Source organism: Sorangium sp. So ce176 (genome assembly GCF_051519835.1).
Lineage (GTDB): Bacteria > Myxococcota_A > Polyangia > Polyangiales > Polyangiaceae > Sorangium > Sorangium cellulosum_G.
Map to the genome: position 1 here is coordinate 10,300,181 of NZ_CP150371.1, position 19,362 is coordinate 10,319,542.

Genomic DNA, 19,362 nt, shown 5'->3' on the forward strand with positions numbered 1-19,362 from the left:
TTTTGGTACGGTGGCTCGGAAGGACGCCGCCTTCCATCTGCGCTTCGAGGGACCACGGGATCATGAGCGAGGTCGGTGCGAGAACCGGTGCTGCTGCAGAGACGGAGCTGGAGATGCTCCGCCGGCGGAACGCGGAGCTCGAGCAGGAGCTCGCCGAGAAGCTGCGCGTGGAGATCGCCCTGCGGGAGAGCGAGGCCCGCTACCGGGGCATCGTCGAGGACCAGACCGAGCTCATTTGCCGCTTCCGGATGGATGGCACGCTGACGTTCGTCAACGAGGTGTACTGCCGGTACTTCGACAAGACGCAGGAGGAGCTGGTCGGTCACCGCTTCACGCCGCTCGTCCCTGACGAGGACCAGCGGCTGCTCGACCAGCAGTTCGCGAAGCTCGGCCCCGACAACCCCATCGTGCACACCGAGCACCGGGTCGTGCGCCCGGACGGCTCGACCCGCTGGATGCGCTGGACCAACCGCGCCCCGCTCGGCGAGGGGGGGCCGCACGCCGAGTTCCAGGCGATCGGCGTCGACGTCACCGAGCGCCGGCAGGCGGAGGACGAGGTGAGGCGCCTCAACGCCGAGCTCGAGCTGCGCGTCGCCGAGAAGACGATGAAGCTCGAGCAGATGGTGCGCGAGCTGTCGGCGCCGCTCATGCCGGTGGCCGATCAGGTCATCGCGATGCCGCTGATCGGCGTCCTCGACGGCGCCCGCGCCGCGGCGGCGCTCGAGACCCTCCTCCACGGGGTCGTCACGCACAACGCCACGACGGTGGTCCTGGACATCACGGGCGTCGGCGTCATCGACGCCCAGGTCGCCGACGCGTTGCTCCGGTTGGCCAAGGCGGTGAGGCTCCTCGGCGCCCAGGTGGTGCTCACCGGCATCCAGCCGCGCATCGCGCAGACGCTGGTCCAGCAAGGCGTCGGTGTAGGCGGCATCGTGACGCTTCGGACGCTGAAGGAGGGTATCGCTTTCGCCCTGCGGCGCGGCCCCGCCGGCGCTCGACCGCCGGACCGCTGACCGTGTAGCCTTGTCGATCATGGCGCCCCCGCACGCGACTGACCGGCCCGACGCAGAACCCGCGGCTCACGGCGCCAGAGCCAGCGACGGCGTCCAGGGGACAGAGGGCGGGTTCGACCCCCGCACCATGAACGAGGACCTCGCGCCCGTGCGCTTGGACCAGCGCAAATGGGGGACGAAGGACATCGCCGCGCTGTGGGTAGCCATGTGCGCCTGCACGCCCACGTACATGCTCGCCTCGGGCCTGATCGCCGAAGGCATGAGCTGGGTGCAGGCCGAGCTCACGATACTCCTCGGCAACGTCATCGTGCTGCTCCCCATGATCCTCAACGCGCACGCGGGCACGAAGTACGGCATTCCATTCCCCGTCTACTGCCGGAGCGCCTTCGGCGTCCGAGGGGCCAACGTGCCCGCGGTGCTGCGAGCGCTCGTGGCCTGTGGCTGGTTCGGGATCGGGACATGGCTCGGCGGGTGGGCCATCTACAAGATCGTCGCCGTCTTCATGCCATCGATAGAGCAGATGCCGGTGACGCCGCTCGGCATCAACGCCCCCCAGCTCGCCTGCTTTCTGCTGTTCTGGGGCATCAACGTCTGGATCGTTTACCTGGGCATCGAGTCGATCCGGATCCTGCTCAACATCAAGGCGCCCCTCCTGGTCGGCCTCGGCCTCTTGCTGCTCCTCTGGGCATACAACCGCGCCGGCGGGTTCGGCCCGATGCTCGAGAAGCCCTCGTCGTTCGCGCCGGGCCAGCCCAGGGAGGGCCAGTTCTGGAGCTTCTTCTTCCCCGCGCTGACAGGGATGGTCGGCTTCTGGTCGACCCTGGCGCTCAACATCCCCGACTTCACGCGCTACGCGCGCTCGCAGCGCGACCAGATCCTCGGCCAGGCCGCCGGCCTGCCGCCCACCATGGCGTTCTTCTCGTTCATCGGCGTCGCGGTCACCTCCGCCACGGTCGTCATCTACGGCGAGACGATCTGGGATCCGGTCGTCCTGCTCGCGCGCTTCGAGAGCCCTGTCGTCCTGATCGTCTCGCTCGCGGCGCTCAGCATCGCCAACCTGGCGACGAACATCGCCGCGAACGTGGTGAGCCCGGCCAACGACTTCTCGAACCTCTGGCCGTCACGGATCTCGTTCCGGACCGGGGGCCTGATCACCGGCATCCTCGGGATCCTGATGCAGCCCTGGCGGCTGGTCAGCGACCCCACCGGGTACATCTTCACCTGGCTCGTCGGCTACTCCGCGCTGCTCGGCCCCGTCGGCGCGATCCTGATCGCGGAGTATTACGTGATCCGGAGGACCAAGCTCGATCTCGTCCAGCTCTACAGGCGGGAAGGCACCTACTGGTACGCGAACGGGTGGAATCCCATCGCGATCGTCGCCCTCGTCGCCGGCGTCTTGCCCAACTTGCCCGGCTTCCTCGGCACCATCAAGGTCGTGACGGTGTCCGCTGCGTGGATGGACTTCTACCATTACGCCTGGTTCTCGGGCTTCTCGATCTCGTTCGTCGTCTATGTCGCGCTCACGCTGATGCGCCGCCCGGCCCCGGCTCTCGTTGTGGGCCAGGAGCCCACGGCGGAAGACCTGTAACACAGTGTAGAGCGCTGCTTCCATGAGGGCGCCTCGCCCTGTGAAAGTGTCTTACCAAACAGACATATCATGATTTGAATCTTCCCTCTTGCCAGGCGACTGCACTTTTATGTCATCATTGTATGTTCCTCCAGCCTCCGAGGTGCCCAATGATGAAGCTCGTTCTCCTGTCGCTCCCGGCGCTCGCCCTGGCCGCCTGCAGCGACGCCGGCACGCCTGTCGACGAACCCCGTGCTGCTGGGAGCGCCCCGAGCGCGCTCGCCGCCGCCCCGTCGTACCCCCTCTTCGAGAGCGGCCAGGTGCGCCCTCTCGCCCTCTCGCCCGACGGCTCGACGCTCTTCGCCGTCAACACGCCGGATAACCGGCTGGAGATCTTCAACGTCCGGAGGGGCACGCTCGAGCACCGCGGCTCGGTCACCGTCGGCCTGGAGCCCGTCGCTGTAGCGGCCCGCAGCGACGACGAGGTCTGGGTCGTCAACCACCTCTCCGACAGCGTGAGCGTGGTCGACGTCTCCAGGCCGAGGAGGCCCCGCGTGGTGCGCACGCTGCTCGTCGGCGACGAGCCTCGCGATATCGTCTTCGCGGGCGCCGGCAAGGGCCGCGCGTTCATCACCACCGCGCACCGCGGCCAGAACAGCCCTGTGGACCCGGCGCTCACCACGCCGGGCGTGGGCCGCGCCGACGTCTGGGTCTTCTCCGCGGCGAGCCCGAGCGCGGCGCCGCTGACAATCATCACCCTCTTCAGCGACACGCCCCGCGCGCTCGCTGCGACGCCCGACGGCGCGCGCGTCTACGCGGCGGCCTTCCACTCCGGCAACCGCACCACGGTCGTGGAGACCAACGTGGTGAACCTGGGACTCGGCCTGCCGCCGCCGACGACCAACGCCGCCAACGTCGCGCAGCCCTCGGCGCCCCTCATCGTCCGGTTCAACGGCCAGCACTGGGTGGACGAGCTGAATCGCTCCTGGGACGACAAGGTGAACTTCGCCCTGCCGGACAAGGACGTCTTCGTCCTCGACGCCCTGGCCGACCCGCCCGCGCCTGTCGCGGGCCCCACGGGCTCCTTCGGGGGCGTCGGCACGATCCTCTACAACATGGCGGTCAACCCGGTGAGCGGGCGCGTCTACGTCGCCAACACCGAGGCGTTCAACGAGCAGCGCTTCGAGGGCCCCGGCGTCTTCGCGGGCCACACGGTGCGCGGCCGCTTCAACCACAACCGCATCACCGTGCTCGATCCGGCGACGGGCGCCGTGGCCCCGCGGCACCTGAACAAGCACATCGACTACAACGCGTGCTGCGCCCCGGTCCCCAACGCCGAGAACCGGAAGAGCCTCGCGCTGCCTCAGGGCATGGCCGTCTCGGCGAACGGAAAGAGGCTTTACGTCGCCGCGCTCGGCTCGGACAAGATCGGCGTCTTCCAGACAGCGGCGCTCGAGGCCGACACCTTCGTGCCCAGGCTCGCGCGCCAGATCCCGGTCTCGGGCGGCGGGCCGACCGGCGTGGTGCTGGACGAGGCGCGCGGCCAGCTCTACGCGCTCACGCGCTTCGACAACTCCATCGCTGTCATCGACACCGACGCCCGGGCCGAGGTCGCGCACGTGCCCATGTACAGCCCCGAGCCGGAGAGCGTCGTCCGCGGCCGCCGCTTCCTCTACGACGCCTCGTTCTCGTCCAGCCACGGCGACTCGGCCTGCGCGAGCTGCCATGTCTTCGGCGACACCGACAGCCTGGCGTGGGACCTCGGCGATCCGGACGCGCTGACAACGCCGATGCCAGGCCCCTTCGCGCTCGATCCGACGCTCTTCGGCCAGCCCGCCGAGTTCGCCGCGCTCAAGGGGCCCATGACGACGCAGACCCTGCGTGGGATGGCCAACCACGGCCCGATGCACTGGCGGGGAGACCGCACCGGCGGCAACGACGCGCCGAGCGCGCAGCCGGACAGCGGCACCTTCGACGAGGACGCCGCGTTCAAGAAGTTCAACGTCGCCTTCGTCGGCCTGCTCGGGCGCGACGCGCCCATCCCCGCGCCGGACATGCAGGAGTTCACCGACTTCGTCCTCCAGATGATGTATCCGCCCAACCCGATCCGGCGGCTGGACAACGCGCTCACCCCCGATCAGGCGGCGGGCAAGGCCTTCTTCCTCCTGCCGCCCAGCGAGGGCGGCCCCTGCGCTTCATGCCACGTGCTCGATCCCACGGCCAACGCCGAGCACGGGGTGCAGTTCCCGGGCTTCTTCGGGACCGACGGGCGCTACACGTTCGACTTCATCTTCCAGAGCTTCAAGGTCGCCCAGCTCCGCGGCCTCTATCAGAAGGTGGGCATGTTCGGCATGGTGCAGAACCCCCGCTTCAACGATCGAGACCACCTGTTCCAGGGCGATCAGATCCGCGGGTTCGGCTTCGCCCACGACGGGACGGTGGACACGATCTTCCGCTTCCACGATCAGCTCGGCTTCAACGAGGCCCCCGGGATCGCCGGCTTCCCGCCGGGCGAGCCGGGCGACGTGCTGCGCCATCAGGTGACAGACTATCTGCACGCCTTCGACAGCAACCTCGCGCCGATCGTGGGCCAGCAGGCCACGCTCACCGGCGCGGTCGATCCGGCGGCCGAGCAGCGGGTGGATCTCCTCATCGCGCGCGCCGGCGCGGGCGAGTGCGATCTCGTGGTGAAGGGCCGCATGGGCGGCGAGGACAGGGGCTTCCTCTACCAGCCGGGCGACGGCACGTTCCGCAAGAACAGGGCGGGGAGCGCGGCGATCGGCGACGCGGCGCTGCGCCAGCGCGCGTCCGCGGAGCACGCGCTGACCTACACCTGCGCGCCGCCGGGCGCGGGGGTGCGGATGGCGCTCGACCGCGATGGCGACGGGGCGCTCGACGGGGACGAGGAGGACGCGGGGACCGATCCGGCGGATCCGGCGAGCATGCCCCCTGGCTGAGCGACGTCACCCCGCCTCCGCCCCCCGCCCCGGCCACAGCGCCTCGAAGCGCGCGCCCCCTGCCGGCGCGCGCTCGTGGCGCAGCGCGCCCCCGTGCCGCTCCAGCCAGCGCGCCGCGACGGCCAGCCCGAGGCCGGTGCCCGGGTGCTTCGCGTCGCGCCCGCGCCCCGTCACGAACGGCTCGAACAGCCTCGCCTCGATCGCCTCCGGCACCCCCGGGCCGTTGTCCTCCACGCGCACGACAACGGCGCCTCCCTCGCCGCGCGCGACGCGGACGCCGATCCGCCCCGCGGGGCTCCCGTCGAGCGCGATGGCGGCGTTCTGCAGCAGCGCCGTGGCGACGTCGAGGAACGCCCCGCGGTCGGCCTCGACGAAGATCGCGTCGCCGGCCTCGGACGCGATCTCGACGGTCGGCGCGCCCTCGCCGACGATCTGCCGCACGTGGCTCGCCGCGAGCCGCAGCGTGGAGAGCACGTCGACCTCGCTCACCTCGAGCGGCCTCGGGCGGCTGTAGCGGAGCAGGTCGTCGAGGAAGCGCCGCGCCCGGTCGACCTGGGCGCGCAGCGCGGCAACGGTCTCGGCCTTCGCGCCCTGCCGCTCGAGGAGCTTCGCCTGCGCGGCGATGACGCCGAGCGGGTTGCGGATCTCGTGCGCCACGGCGCTCGCGAGCCGCCCGAGCTCGGCGAGGCGCTCGGCCTGGTCGGCGCGGACCTCGACGCGCTCGACCTCGTCGGCGAGGTCGCGGACGCCGATCGGCCTGTCGAAGAGCCGGCGCCCGAGGTGCTCGACGACGAGCATGCGCAGCGGGTCGAGCGGGAGCGCGGCCAGGAAGATGACGAAGGCGAGCCAGGGGAGCGACGCGCCGCCGCCGGGCGAGAGGTGCGGCAGCAGCTTGAAGAAGGCGGCCAGCCCGAACGTGGACAGGAGCGCCGTGAGGGCGGCGTAGGCGAGCCCCTGCATGACGACGCGGCGGGATCGCCCGAGCTCGCTGCTCAGCACGGCGTAGGCGACAAGCAGGATCGCGGCCAGGAGGAGCGGCGCGGCGACGATCACGTCGCCGAGGCCGGTCACGCGGAGGATCACGACGAAGCCGCCCCCGAGCGTCGCGAGCACGCTGCCGAAGAAGAGCGCGGCGAGGCGCCGCTGCTGCAGCCCCCGGGCGCCGCGCACCGCGCGCCCGAGGTGGACGCCGATCGCGATCGCGGTGACGCCCATGACGACGGCGAGCGGGAAGAACAGCGGGCCGGGCGAGCGAGCCGCAGGGCCGTAGAGCAGGCGCGGGGAGACGGCCCCGAGCAGCGCGACCGCGGCGCTCACGACGTAGGCCACGGCGACGGGGCGGCGCGAGGTGCCGGCGACGTCGGCGTAGGCGTGCGCGAGGCCGGCGGCGAGGATCATCCCGCTCGGGAGGACGTGCTCGGCGAGGCGGAGCGTGCTGTCGGTCTCGAGCAGGATGAGCCCCGTGATCCAGAAGGCGAGGAAGAAGCAGAGGGCGACGAGGCCGCGGCCCACGTTGCGGCCGAGGCGCAGCGCGGTGATCGCGACGGTCACGACGACGGCCCAGAGCGGGTAATAGGCGAGGGCGACAAGGGGTCTCACGGGGCCTCGGCGGGGTGGGAGGCGGCACGATAGCGCCGGAGGACGCGGGGGGGCGAGGTATCCACCGCGTGGACAGGGGGCTGTCCACGCCGTGGGCGCGAGGCGGGCGCGACGCGGGCGCGAGGGCTCGATGGCGCGCGTTGGCGCCGCGTTCGCGGGCGGATACGGCGGTGGCACGCGCGCTGCTAAGGGGGGTGTCGAGGAGACGGAGCATGGAAATCGAAATGGAAGGCGCCTTCGAGGGCTATATCGTCGCGGTGTACGGGGCGTATGCGATCATCAGCGTGGGACTGACGATCTGGATCGCGCGGACGCTGTTCAAGAACGGAGCGGTGTTCCTGGAGGACGTGTTCGCCGACAACCCGAGGATGGCAGAGGCGGTGAATCGGCTGCTCGTGGTGGGCTTCTACCTGGTGAACCTCGGGTATGCGTCGCTCATCCTGAAGGCGGACCCCTCGACGACGGTGGCGGGCGGGATCGAAGTGCTGTCGTCGAAGCTCGGGCTCTTGCTGCTCTCGCTCGCGGTCATGCACTTCGGGAACCTCTATGTGTTCCACCGCATCCGGCGCCGGGCGAAGCTCGCGGTGCTGCCGCCGCCTGTAGCGCCGCAGATGAGGCTCGGGGCGCACGCGTAGCGAGGAAAGGCGCGAGCCGGGGGGGTGGGGAGGAGACGAGGGGGAGCGGAGAGGAGAGAGCGAGCACGCGCACGCGCACGCGCACGAAGAGGCGCACGGAAGACGGGAGACGGGAGACGGGGGACGAGTGACGATGGACGAGAGACGGCAGGGGGGAGGCGGGGGCCTGCTCCCCGTTCACGAGGAGAAGAGCCATGATCGAGCGGATCACCGTCCTCTATGACGCGGACTGCGCGCTGTGCGTGAGATGCCGCGAGTGGATGGAGCGCCAGGACGCGCTCGTCGAGATCGAGTTCGTGCCCGCGGGGTCGGGCGAGGCGGCCGCGCGGTTCGGGGACGTGCCCTGGCTCGGCGAGGACCTCGTGGTGGTCAGCGACCGCGGCGAGGTCTGGGCCGGCCCGGCGGCCTTCATCGTCGCGCTCTGGGCCCTCGAGCGCTACCGCGAGTGGTCGTACCGGCTGAGCGGCGACACGCTCTCGAAGGTGGCGGAGGGCTTCTTCCACGCGCTCTCGGGCAACAGGAGGTGGATCGCCGGCTGGTTCGGGCATCCCTCGTGCTCGGGCGGATCTTGCCGGCTGCCGGGCGCGCCGGCGGCGGGGCCGTTCCGGTGAGGGGAGCTGTGATGAGAGCGAGCTCAGCTCAGCATGCTGCGCGAGCTCGAACCTGCCGCCGGCGGGCGATCGAAAAAATCCCCTCATCTAGCAGCCTTTTTTTCAGCAGAGAAATTGAACAGGGAGGCGGGGAGATAGGGAGTATCTTCGAGATTTCTCTCCCCGCCTCCCTGTGAATTCTCCGAAGTTTGAGGGGGTTTCTCAGCTGGGCGATGGTCCCATGTCCACGCGAGACGTGGGTGCGGGCCCGCCCGCCCTCAATGCACCCGCATCCCCGGCTTCGCCCCCGAGTCCGGCGCCAGGATGTGCACCGTTTCGTCCCCCGCCGCGAGCACCATCCCCTCGCTCAGCCCGAACTTCATCTTTCGCGGCGCCAGGTTCGCGCACACGATGACGAGCCTGCCGATGAGGTCTTCCGGCTTGTAATACGCCTTGATCCCGGCGAACACAGTCCTCCGCGCCTCCCCGCCGAGCGACACAGTGAGCTTGAGCAGCTTCTTCGCCTCGGGCACGTGCTCCGCCGCGACGATGCGCGCCACGCGCAGGTCGACCTTGCCGAAGTCGTCGATCGTGCACTCCGGCGCCAGCGGCTCCTTCGCGAGCGCCGCGCCGTCGTCCTCTGCGGCCGCGCCCCCGCCCGCCGCCTGCTCCGCCGCCGCCGCCGGCGCGGCCGCCCCGCCCTGCGCCCCCGCCTCGTCGGCAGGGCGGCTCTCCGCGATCATCTTCTCCACCGCTCCCGGATCAACCCGCTTCATGAGGTGCTCATACGCGGCCACCGGCGTCCCCACAAGCGGCGTCTTCGCGAGCTCCCACCTGTCCATCGGGCACCCGAGCAGCCGCCCGACGTCCTCGGCGAGCTTCGGCAGCACCGGCGCCAGGTAGATCACGATCTGCCGGAACAGGTTCAGCGCCACCGTGCACACGGCCTGCACCTCCGCCTTCTTGTCCGGCTGCTTCGCCAGCGCCCACGGCTGCATCCGGTCGACATACTCGTTCGCCCGGTCCGCCAGCGACACGATGATCCGCGTCGCCCGCGCGTAATCGAACCCCGCGTACGCCGCGCCGATCGCCTCCGCCTCCGCCGCGGCCGCCGCGAACAGCCCCCCGTCGTCCGGGTAGGCCGCCGACAGCCCCGCCTGCGCCACGAAGCGCGACGACCGGCTCGCCAGGTTCACGACCTTGTTCACGAGCTCGGCGTTCACCTTGTTCACGAGCTCTTCCAGGTTCAGGTCGATGTCGTCGACCTTCGAGCTCAGCTTGCTCGCGTAGTAATAACGGAGGTACGCCGGGTCGAGGTGCTTCAGGTACGTCGAGGCGAGCACGAACGTGCCCTTGCTCTTCGACATCTTCTCCCCGTTCACCGTGAGGAACCCGTGCACCTGCACGCGCGACGGCAGCGTGAACCGCGCGCTCCTCAGCATCGCCGGCCAGAAGAGCGTGTGGAAATACACGATGTCCTTCCCGATGACGTGGACGATCTCGGTCTCCTCGGATCGCCACCAGTCGTCGAACGCCTCGCTCTGCCTGTCGCACCACTCCTTGCTTGCGGCCATGTACCCGATCGGCGCGTCGAACCAGACATACCAGTAGTTCCCGGGCGCGTCGGGGATCTCGAACCCGAAATAGGGCGCAGGGCGCGACACGTCCCAGTCGCGCAGCGGCTCCGACAGGAAGTGGCCCGCGAGGTAGTTCGCGATCTCCTTCGGCATCCGCCCCTCGCCCTGCGTCCAGGTCGTCAGGAACGGCCGCTCCGGCTCGATGGCCACCATGAGGTGCTGCGCGCTCCGCACCTCGGGCCGCGCGCCCGTCAGCGCGCTCCTCGGCTCGACCAGATCGGTGGCGGCGTACGTCGAGCCGCACCGATCGCAGCTATCGCCGTACTGGTCCGGCGCGGCGCACTTCGGGCAGGTGCCCTTGACGAAGCGATCCGCCAGGAACATCCCCTCCTCCGGATCGAAGAGCTGCGTGACCTCCTTCGTCGTCACCCTGCCGCGCTCGCGCAGAGACGCCCAGATCTCCTCGCACAGCGCGCGGTTCGCGGGGGAGTTCGTGCTGCCGTAGTGGTCGAACCGGATCTGGAACGCCGCGAAATCGCGCTGGTGCGCCGCGCTCATGTCGGCGATGACGTCGGCCTCGCTCCGCCCCTCCTGCCGCGCGCGGATCATGATCGCCGTGCCGTGGGTGTCGTCGGCGCACAGGTAAACGCACCTCCGCCCGGTCATGCGCCAGTAACGGGCGAAGATGTCGGTCTGCGTGTACTCGACGAGGTGTCCGATGTGGATGTGCCCGTTGGCGTAGGGCAGCGCGCTGGTGAGCAGGAGCCGTTTCATGCTGGGCTGGACTGTGCACGAAATCCCGACCGGAGGCGAGCGGCCGATGGGCGCCGCGCGCGCCTCCTGCGACGCGCGCCCTCCAGCGGACCGCCGCGCGCGGACACCGCGGCCATGGACGGAGCGGGCTCAGGCTCTAGGTACGTAGTGAACCGATCGACGTGGAGGGGACCATGACAACAAGGGGCCAGCAGCGGCAGCGTGGCAAGGGCGGAGAAGCGCGGGCGGTGGAGGCCCAGCCCGTCCTCCGGCAGCGAGGCAAGGAGATCCAGCCTTTCGGGACGCTCGTGGAATATCCGCTGGCGCTCGCCGCGAAGCCGCGCGCGGAGAGCATCAAGGCGCTCAATCAGATCCTGTCGGACACGCTCGTCCTGCGCGACATGTACAAGAAGCACCACTGGCAGACGTCCGGGCCGACCTTCTTCCAGCTCCACCTGCTCTTCGACAAGCACTTCAAGGAGCAAACCGCGCTGATCGACATGCTCGGCGAGCGCGTCCAGATGCTGGGCGGCGTCGCGATCGCCATGGCCCACGACGTCGCGGAGATGACAAAGGTCGAGCGGCCTCCCCGCGGCCGCGAGCAGGTGCCCGCCCAGCTCTCGCGCCTGCTCGACGCGCACGAGGTCATCCTCGCCGAGACGCGCGAGGCGGTGACGCGCGCGACCGAGAACCGCGACGACGGCACCGCCGACCTGCTCATGAGCGACGTCCTCCGCACGAACGAGATGCATGTGTGGTTCCTTTCCGAGCACCTCGTCGACACGCCGCTCGTCCGCGCCACCTGAGCGCCCGCGCGCCGCTCCCCCCTCCCCCGTCCGGCCTTCCAGGCCCGCCCCGAACAATCGACGGGGCGCGCGTAACCTTTCCGGGCCCCCGATCGTGGTACCGCCAGGAAAGGGGACATGTGATGCGCACTACAAAAGATGCGGTGGTGATCGGCGGCGGCCTCGCGGGCCTCGCGGCGGCGACGTACCTCGGCCGGGCGGGGCGGTCCGTCGCCCTCATCGAGAAGGCGCACGCGCCGGGCGGCCGCGCCGTCACGCAGCAGAGCCACGGCTTCTCGCTGAACCTCGGCGCCCACGCGCTCTACCGCGGGAGCGCCGCCGAGGAGGTGCTCCGCGAGCTCGGCGTCCGCTACACCGGCGCCCCGCCGCCCGCGTCGGGCGCGCTCGCGTTCGACCGCGGCGCCTTCCACACGCTGCCCTCCGGCGCCCTCTCGCTCCTCACGACGGGCCTCTTCGGCGTCGCCGCCAAGATCGAGATGGCCCGCGTCCTCGGCGGCCTCGCCGCGATGAGCCCCGCGCCGCTCGCGTCGGTCCCCGTCTCGACGTGGCTCCGCGACACCTTCCGGACCCCCGAGGTGCGCCGCCTCGTCGGCATGCTCGTCCGGCTGACGACCTACTGCGCCGACGAAGGCCGGCAGAGCGCCGGCGCGGCGCTCGCCCAGCTCCAGCTCGCCTTCAGCCACGGCGTGCTCTACCTCGACGGCGGCTGGCAGACGCTCGTCGACGGCCTGCGCGACGCAGCGACCGCGGCCGGCGTCGAGATCCTCACCGGGGTGCGGGCGACGCAGGTCGCCGTCGAGGGCGGCGCCGTCTCCTTCGTCGAGCTCGCGAACGGCGACCGCCTCGGCGCCGGCGCCGTCGTCGTCGCCGCGAGCCCGCGCGCCGCGGCCTCGCTCGTGCCCGGGAGCCCCGCGCTCGCCGCGCACGCCGAGCGCGCCGTCCCTGTCCGCGCCGCGTGCCTCGACCTCGCGCTGTCGCGCCTCCCCCGCCCGCGCGTCCGCGTCGTGCTCGGCATCGACCGCCCCCTCTACCTGACGCTCCACTCGGCGTCCGCGCGCCTCGCCCCCGAGGGCGGCGCCTTGCTCCACGCCGTCCAGTACGGCCCCGAGCTCGCCGGCCGCGACGCCGAGCGCGAGCTCGAGGCCCTGCTCGACCGCGCGCAGCCCGGGTACAGCGCCGCGATCGTCGAGCGCCGCTTCCTCCCCTCGCTCGTCGTCTCGAACGCCGTGGTCGCCGCGGAGGGGGGCGGCGCCGCGGCGCGCCCCGGCGTCAGCGTCCCGGAGGTCGACGGGCTCTTCCTCGCCGGCGACTGGGTCGGACCGACGGGCATGCTGGCCGACGCGAGCCTCGCCAGCGCGCGCGACGCCGCCGGCGCCCTGCTCGCGCGAAGCGCGCGCCGGGCGCTCGACCGCGCGGCGTGACGGGGTTACCGGGGCACTCCATGAGCAGCGCCACGGCCTCCCCCGCCCCGCGCGCGGCGCCCGCCTCGCCGGCGCCGACGCCGGGCTTCCTCGCCGCGAGCTACCGCGAGCACGAGCGCTTCCTCTGGGCCGTCTCGTACCGGCTCACCGGCAGCGCCGCCGACGCGGACGACATCGTGCAGGAGACGTTCGTGCGCGCGCTGGAGCACCCGCCCGCGCGCACGGACGAGCCCGTCCGCCCGTGGCTCACCCGCGTCGCGCTGAACCTCGGCCGCGACGCGCTCCGGCGCCGCAAGCGCCGCGCCTACGACGGCCCGTGGCTCCCCTCGCCCATCGAGACCGAGATCGAGCCGCCGTCGTTCGAGATCCCGGGCAAGGACGGCACCGAGGGCCGCTACGATCTCCTCGAGAGCGCGTCGTTCGCCTTCCTCATCGCGCTCGAGGCGCTCACCCCGCAGCAGCGCGCGGTGCTCCTACTCCGCGACGTCTTCGACTACTCGGTGCAGGAGACCGCCGGCGCGCTCGGCCTGTCCGAGGCCAGCGTGAAGACGACGCACCACCGCGCCCGCCGCGCCCTCGAGCCGTACGACCGCGAGCGCTGCCGCCCCTCGCCCGAGCACGTCGAGCGCTCGGGCGCGGCGCTCGTGCGCTTCCTGCAGACCCTGGCGACGCAGGACGTCGCCGCGATCGAGGCGCTCCTCAGCGAGGGCGTCCGCGTCGTCAACGACGCGAACGGCGAGTACAAGGCGGCGCGCCGGATCGTCGTCGGCCCGAACCGGGTCGCGCGGCTCTTCGTCGGCCTGCTGAAATGGGAGGGCGCCGGCGAGCCCCGCCACGAGATCCGCCTCATCAACGGCCTCCCCGCGATCGTCATCGAGCGCGCGCCCATCCTGCCCGGCGGGGCGCCGCGGTACGTCCTGCGCTGCGACGTCGACGCGCGCGGGCGCATCACGGAGCTCCACGTCGTGCTCGCCTCGCACAAGCTGACGGCCGTGAGGCCGCTCACCCCGTGACGGGTCTCGACGACCCATCAACGGGCCGAACGTTGAAAGCATCGACAACGTCGACGCGCGGCGAGAGGGACAGCCCTCTGCCGGCCGAGCACTGGGGTGAGTCGTATCGCGGGGCGCACTTCGGCCGGCGAAGTTGAATCTGTGTTGCAGCAGCCTAGCGCGGTGCGGCGCAGGTGTCCACGCCGGAACAGCCCGCTCGTCAGGTGGCTTTGCCCGCGCCCTGGGCTCGCTCTTTGTGCGCCTCGCCGATGAAGTGTCGAACTTCCTTCTCGATGGCCGCGATCGCGATCCCCTTGAAAGGTCGCATGAGGAACGGCACGTCGAGATCGACGTCCACGGCGCCGGGGCGGAGCTCCATGCTGCCCTTCAGCTTGACCCCCTTCACCGAGAAGCCGAGCTCCGCGCGCTTCTCGTCGCGCCACACGAGGAATGGCTCGTACTCCGCGTAACGCTCCCGGTACTGCGCGATCGCTCGCTCGGTCACCAGCTTCGCCTCGCTGTCGTTCAGATCATGCTCAATCGTGTGCTTCATGATGGGACCTCGCAGTTCGTATCAGGGCACATCGCGAGAACCGACCAGGGGGACCGTCCACGCCGGAGACGTCCGCTCGGCGCGCGGCGCCAGGCCGATTTCCATCGATCAGATAACACAGATGGGCTGAGCACGCGGCCCGCGACGGCCCTTGATCCACTTCTGCGCGCCCTGTGACATTTCGCCACGAGGCGGAATGGCGGCCCCTTGTGGGCTTTCCCGCACGACGCGCCGGGTCGACCGCGGCGCGCGGAGGCCGGCGGGAGGCACCGCGGATGCAAAGCGCCCTCGCATGCGTGTGCTCGGCGCTCGATCTGGAGATCTCCTGGGGCTCACGGCCGCAGCGGCCCTGCTGCTCGGCGCCGTCGGGTGCGCCCTGCCGACGCGGATCACCTCGGTGGACGAGGAGGTGGCCCGGGTCCAGACGCCGGCGGCGATCGACGAGGGGCTCGAGAAGCTGGAGGAGGCGGAGACCCAGCGGCGCGTCGCGCGCCTGATGGCCAGCCCGGAGGTGCGGGCCGCGCAGCGGCAGCTCATCGCCGGGCTGATCGACGGGACGCTCGCGTCGCTGGGCGAGGCGGACCGCGCCGCGCGCGTCAACGAGCTCACCGCGGCGTACACGCGCGGCGTCGTGCGGAGCGCGACGAACGGCGCGCTCGACGGCGCGCTGAGCGAGGACCGCCGGCGCGATCTGCAGCGCATGACGGGATCGCTGGTGGAGGCGAGCGTCAGGCAGCTCCGGGACAGCCTGGACGAGGCCGACCTCGGCCCGGCGATGTCGTCCGCGCTGCGGGAGCAGCTCGGCCCGGCGCTCCAGGTGGTGATCGCGGAGAACCTGGGCCCGGGGATGACAGCGCTGCTCGGCAGCGAGGATTTCCAGCGCGCGCTGGGCGCAACGGCGCGGGTCATCGGCCGCGAGATGGTGGCCGGGGCGAACGACGCGCTCACGGAGATCCAGCAGCGGAGCGGCGGGCCGCAGGGCGAGTCGATGCTCTCGCGCGTCGGCGACCTGGCGGACGAGGGAGCGCAGCTCGTCGGCGCGCTCCCGTGGATCCTCGCCGCGATCGCCGTCGCGCTCGCTGTCTGGGTCACGACGCTGCTCGCGCAGCGGAAGCGGTACCGCGCCGAGACCGAGCGGCGCGCGCGGGCGCGCCTGCTCCTCTCGGCGCTCGAGGCGTCCGAGGGCAAGCCCTGGTCGGACGAGCTCCTGGCGGCGCTCGAGGACCGCTTCCCCGCCGAGGAGGACGCCGAGCTGGAGCTCCGCCGCGCCCGGAGCAAGGTCATCCGGGCGCGCGCCCGCGCGAACGGCGCGGGCGGCGTGGACGGGGGCCACCCGACGCCGCCGCCCACCTGAGCGCGCCGCCGGCCTGCGACCGTCGCGCCTCGGCGCAGTGGCCAGTGGCCACCGCGCCCGGCCTCGCGTAAAGACAGGCCCCGCCGTGGACCTCCTGTATTTCGCGCTGCTCTGCTCCGTGCTCATCTTCGTGCACGAGCTCGGCCACTTCGTGTGCGCGAAGATCTTCGGCGTGAAGGTCCTCACCTTCTCGATCGGCTTCGGCCCCCGGGTGCTGCGCCTGCGGGGCCGTGAGACGGAGTACTGCATCGCCCTCCTGCCCCTCGGCGGCTTCGTGAAGATGCTCGAGGAGAACCGGCAGGAGGCCGTGCTCCCCGAGGATCGCAAGCGCACCTTCGAGTCCCAGGCGCTCTGGAAGCGCGTGATCATCGTCATGTCCGGCCCGGCGATGAACGTGCTCTTCCCGGTGCTCCTCTACTTCGCTGTCTTCATCGGCGAGACCCGCTTCGTCCCGCCCACTGTCGGCGTCGTCCTGCCGGGGCACCCGGCCGAGGGCCGGCTCGTCCCGGGCGATCGCATCCTCGAGGTGGACGGCGAGCGGGTCAGCACCTTCGCCGAGCTCCACCGCATCGTGGCCAAGAGCCCCAACCAGGAGCTCCGGCTCAAGGTGTTCCGCAACAAGGAGCACGTCGAGGTCACGGTCGTCCCGGAGGAGAAGCTCGTCCACAAGCCGCTCGAGATCGTCGACCGGGTGGGCGAGATCGGCATCAAGCCGAGCCGCCCTGCCGCCGTGGTCGGCGTCTCGCGGCCCGACTCGCCCGCGTTCCGCGCGGGGCTGCGCACGTTCGACGTGGTGACGGAGGTGCGCGGCACGCCCGTGAAGACCTTCGCCGACCTGGAGATCGCGCTGGAGGAGAGCCGCGGCGCCACGGTGCCGGTCACGTACCTGCGCCCGGTCCCGGTGCCGCACGCGCTCGGCGGGCTGGCCGAGATGGCGGTCTACGAGTCGGGCGTCGCCGCGCTGACGCCGGAGACGGGCAACGGCGACCTGCTCGCGCGGACCGGCATCGAGCCGGCCGATCTCTACGTCGCGCAGGTGCCCGAGGGCTCGGCCGAGTGGGACGCCGAGCTCCGGCCGGGCGATCGCATCACCGAGGTCGACGGCGTCGAGGTCACCGCCTGGTCGACGTTCGTCGAGCTGCTGTTCGCGGCGCCCGATCGGCCGCACGTCATCACCTGGCAGCGATCGGGCCAGCGCAAGAGCGGCACGATCGAGCTCCGCCGCGAGGACTGGATCGACGAGTACGGCCAGCACCGCCCGCGCTTCTACCTGCGCGCCTCGAACTGGTCGCCGATGGTGGCCGAGCCTTACGTCGACAGCCCGTCCGCCTTCCAGTTCGCCCTGGAGAGCGCTGTCGACGAGACGTACGACGTCATCCGGTTCATCGTGGTCGGGATCGTCCGCATCATGGAGGGCAAGGTCAGCATCTCCACGCTGGGCGGACCCATCACTGTGTACGACGTGATCGGCGAGGAGGGCGCGAAGGGGGTCAGCTATTTCGTCTGGGCGATGGCGGTGATCTCGATCAACCTTGGGCTCATCAACCTGCTGCCCATCCCCGTGCTCGACGGCGGTCACCTCCTGTTCTTCACGTTCGAGGCCGTGCTGCGGCGCCCGCTGCCGCTGCGCGTGCGCGAGATCGCGAGCCTGGTCGGGCTGGTGGTGCTCATCGGCCTGATGGGCATCGCCTTCAAGAACGACGTCGAGCGCCGCTGGGATGTGATCCAGGGGCAATTCAAGGAGCTCGTTGGCTGACCGGACGAAGGGCGGCAGGGGCGGCGCGGCTGGCGCCGAGGGCGGCGCGGCCGGCGCTGGCGGCGCTCCGCCGCGGCAGCGGGAGAGCGCGCCGCGCGCGGTGGCGGCGCGGGTGCTCGCGCGGGTGTGGGAATCGGACGCCTTCGCCTCGGCGGCCCTCGACGCCGAGCTGCGCCGGGCGCCGGCGCTGGACCCGCGGGACGTCGGCCTGGCGACCGAGCTCGTCTACGGCGTCCTGCGCGCGCAGGGGGCGCTCGAGGCGCGCATCGCCGAGCTCGCCGCGAAGGGCCGCTGGACGACCGACCCGCTGGTGCGCGCGCACATGCTGATGGGCGCGTACTCGCTCTGCTTCCTCGATCGGGTCCCGCCGTTCGCGGCCGTCTCGGAGGCGGTGGACGGCGCGCAGGCGTCCGGCGGTCCTCGCGTCGGCGCGTTCGCCAACGCGGTGCTGCGGAAGCTCGCGACCGCGGTGGAGGCCGGCGGTCGCCCGCCGCTCGCGGCCGCGGTTGTGGCGTCGGCGCCGGGGTGGCTCCGGGGCGCCCTGCGCCGCTCGCTCGGCCGGGCCGCGGCCGAGGCCTTCCTGTCGGCCGGCCCGGTGCCGCCGCCGACCGGCCTGTGCCTCGCGCCCGGCGAGGACCGCGACGCGTGGCTCGAGGCGCTGCGGGCCGCCGCGCCGTCCGCGTCCTTCGAGGCGGGCCGCGTCTCGCCGCGCGCGATCGTCGGGCGCGGCGCGGGCGATCTCCGTCGCCTGCCCGGCTTCGGCGCCGCGTGGATCGGCCAGGAGGAGGGCGCGCAGGCGCTCGCGCTCGCGCTCGGCGCGCGGCCCGGCGAGCGGGTGCTCGACGCGTGCGCCGGCCGGGGCAACAAGTCGTGGCTCCTGTCGCGCGCTGTGCTCCCCGGCGGCGCGGTGGACGCGGCGGACCTGTACCCCGCGAAGCTCTCGCAGCTCCGCGCCGCGCTGGGCGCGCCGCCGGCGAGCTCGGAGAGCGCGGGCGCGGAGGGCGACGCGCTGGTGGGCGGCGCGCTGCCCGGCGCTGGCGGCGGCGGGCTGGCGCGGGCGGCGGCGTTCGTCCGCGAGACGTACGCCGTGGACTGGACGGTGGGCGCGGGCGACGTCCCCGAGGGCTACGACCGCGTGCTCGTCGACGCCCCCTGCTCCGGGATCGGCACGCTGCGGCGGCGCCCCGAGATCGCGCTCGGGCGCGAGGCGGACGACCTCGCGCGCCTCGCCGACCTGCAGGTAGCGATCGCGCGCCGCGCCGCGACGCGCGCCCGGGACGGCGGCCGGCTCGTGTTCGCCGTGTGCAGCGTGCTGCGCGAGGAGTGCGAGGCCGTGGCCGCGCGGCTCGCGGCCCCGGCGGAGGACGACCTCGGCGTCCGCCTGGAGCCGGCGCCGTTCGACGCGGAGATCGCGCGGGAGCTCGCGGGCGGCGGCGACGCGTTCCGGCTGCTGCCGCACGTGCACGGCACGGACGGGTATTTCGCGGCGATGTTCGTCGTGCGCAGGTGACGGCGCGCGCGCCGACCGGCCGCATCGAAACCGTCGCTCATGCGGCGAGCGTGGCGGCCGTCGCGCCAGGAGCAAGAGGCTCGCGGGGCATTCTGGGGCGCTCCTGCGCGCGCTCGGCGGCCGGGCTCGGGTCCTGGGGTGAAGCGAAAAGCGAACTGGCGGATCGACGCTCCAACAGGTGAACCGATTAAGCTCAGCGACAGAGGCCAAGCGCTCTGAAGATGGTTCCAACGAACCACAGAGGGCACAGAGGAGAGAGAATTAAAATCTCTCCTCACT

14 protein-coding genes are annotated in these 19,362 nt (G+C 71.9%); 11 read left to right on the forward strand and 3 right to left on the reverse strand.

The annotated features are described in order from the left end of the window. Positions 1–62: 62 nt before the first annotated feature. The 3 genes from WMF42_RS38870 (at position 63) to WMF42_RS38880 (ending at position 5,537) form a co-directional block, all read left to right on the forward strand. The gene (locus WMF42_RS38870) at positions 63–1,013 is read left to right on the forward strand and encodes a PAS domain S-box protein (protein ID WP_061610454.1); all 951 of its coding nucleotides are present in this window, start codon (positions 63–65) and stop codon (positions 1,011–1,013) included. A 127-nt stretch (positions 1,014–1,140) separates the two neighbouring features. Next, positions 1,141–2,601 carry an NCS1 family nucleobase:cation symporter-1 gene (locus WMF42_RS38875; RefSeq protein WP_437688233.1) on the forward strand — a complete coding sequence of 487 codons (1,461 nt, stop codon included), beginning with the start codon at positions 1,141–1,143 and terminating at the stop codon, positions 2,599–2,601. 149 nt (positions 2,602–2,750) lie between these two features. Then, complete coding sequence (locus WMF42_RS38880) at positions 2,751–5,537, forward strand: hypothetical protein (protein ID WP_437688234.1); 2,787 nt, start codon at positions 2,751–2,753, stop codon at positions 5,535–5,537. A gap of 6 nt (positions 5,538–5,543) precedes the next feature. On the opposite strand, the gene WMF42_RS38885 is transcribed toward WMF42_RS38880, so the two are convergent. Then, positions 5,544–7,136 carry a sensor histidine kinase gene (locus WMF42_RS38885; RefSeq protein WP_437688235.1) on the reverse strand — a complete coding sequence of 531 codons (1,593 nt, stop codon included), beginning with the start codon at positions 7,134–7,136 and terminating at the stop codon, positions 5,544–5,546. A 212-nt stretch (positions 7,137–7,348) separates the two neighbouring features. On the opposite strand from WMF42_RS38885, the gene WMF42_RS38890 reads away from it, so the two are divergent. Further along, positions 7,349–7,771, forward strand: coding sequence for a hypothetical protein (locus WMF42_RS38890; RefSeq protein WP_199693902.1), 423 nt, complete (start codon positions 7,349–7,351; stop codon positions 7,769–7,771). Between the two features lie 194 nt (positions 7,772–7,965). Further along, the gene (locus WMF42_RS38895) at positions 7,966–8,382 is read left to right on the forward strand and encodes a thiol-disulfide oxidoreductase DCC family protein (protein ID WP_437688236.1); all 417 of its coding nucleotides are present in this window, start codon (positions 7,966–7,968) and stop codon (positions 8,380–8,382) included. Between the two features lie 257 nt (positions 8,383–8,639). On the opposite strand, the gene metG is transcribed toward WMF42_RS38895, so the two are convergent. Next, entirely contained in the window at positions 8,640–10,712 is a 2,073-nt protein-coding gene (gene metG / locus WMF42_RS38900; RefSeq protein ID WP_437688237.1) for a methionine--tRNA ligase, read from the reverse strand. Between the two features lie 173 nt (positions 10,713–10,885). On the opposite strand from metG, the gene WMF42_RS38905 reads away from it, so the two are divergent. The 3 genes from WMF42_RS38905 to WMF42_RS38915 all read left to right on the forward strand — a co-directional run bounded on the left by WMF42_RS38905 (position 10,886) and on the right by WMF42_RS38915 (position 13,931). Next, positions 10,886–11,497: a Dps family protein gene (locus WMF42_RS38905; RefSeq protein ID WP_061612639.1), complete on the forward strand. Its 612-nt coding sequence runs from the start codon at positions 10,886–10,888 to the stop codon at positions 11,495–11,497. A 122-nt stretch (positions 11,498–11,619) separates the two neighbouring features. Beyond that, complete coding sequence (locus tag WMF42_RS38910; protein ID WP_437688238.1) at positions 11,620–12,918, forward strand: phytoene desaturase family protein; 1,299 nt, start codon at positions 11,620–11,622, stop codon at positions 12,916–12,918. Positions 12,919–12,938: 20 nt separating this feature from the next. After that, positions 12,939–13,931, forward strand: a complete 993-nt coding sequence (locus WMF42_RS38915) for a sigma-70 family RNA polymerase sigma factor (RefSeq protein WP_437688239.1) — start codon at positions 12,939–12,941, stop codon at positions 13,929–13,931. A 199-nt stretch (positions 13,932–14,130) separates the two neighbouring features. Here the strand turns inward: WMF42_RS38915 and WMF42_RS38920 are convergent, their stop codons facing one another. Beyond that, a complete protein-coding gene (locus WMF42_RS38920; protein WP_061612636.1) occupies positions 14,131–14,463 on the reverse strand; it encodes a polyhydroxyalkanoic acid system family protein in 333 nt (110 codons plus the stop codon). 292 nt (positions 14,464–14,755) lie between these two features. Here WMF42_RS38920 and WMF42_RS38925 point away from each other — a divergent pair, with 292 nt between their 5' ends. The 3 genes from WMF42_RS38925 to WMF42_RS38935 all read left to right on the forward strand — a co-directional run bounded on the left by WMF42_RS38925 (position 14,756) and on the right by WMF42_RS38935 (position 19,083). After that, the gene (locus WMF42_RS38925) at positions 14,756–15,817 is read left to right on the forward strand and encodes a hypothetical protein (RefSeq protein WP_061612635.1); all 1,062 of its coding nucleotides are present in this window, start codon (positions 14,756–14,758) and stop codon (positions 15,815–15,817) included. A gap of 85 nt (positions 15,818–15,902) precedes the next feature. After that, positions 15,903–17,573 (forward strand): RIP metalloprotease RseP, encoded by a 1,671-nt coding sequence (gene rseP / locus WMF42_RS38930; RefSeq protein WP_233562575.1) that lies wholly within the window; start codon positions 15,903–15,905, stop codon positions 17,571–17,573. Further along, a complete protein-coding gene (locus WMF42_RS38935; RefSeq protein ID WP_437688240.1) occupies positions 17,566–19,083 on the forward strand; it encodes an RsmB/NOP family class I SAM-dependent RNA methyltransferase in 1,518 nt (505 codons plus the stop codon). Before rseP ends, WMF42_RS38935 begins: the two co-directional genes overlap by 8 nt. Positions 19,084–19,362 lie beyond the last annotated feature (279 nt).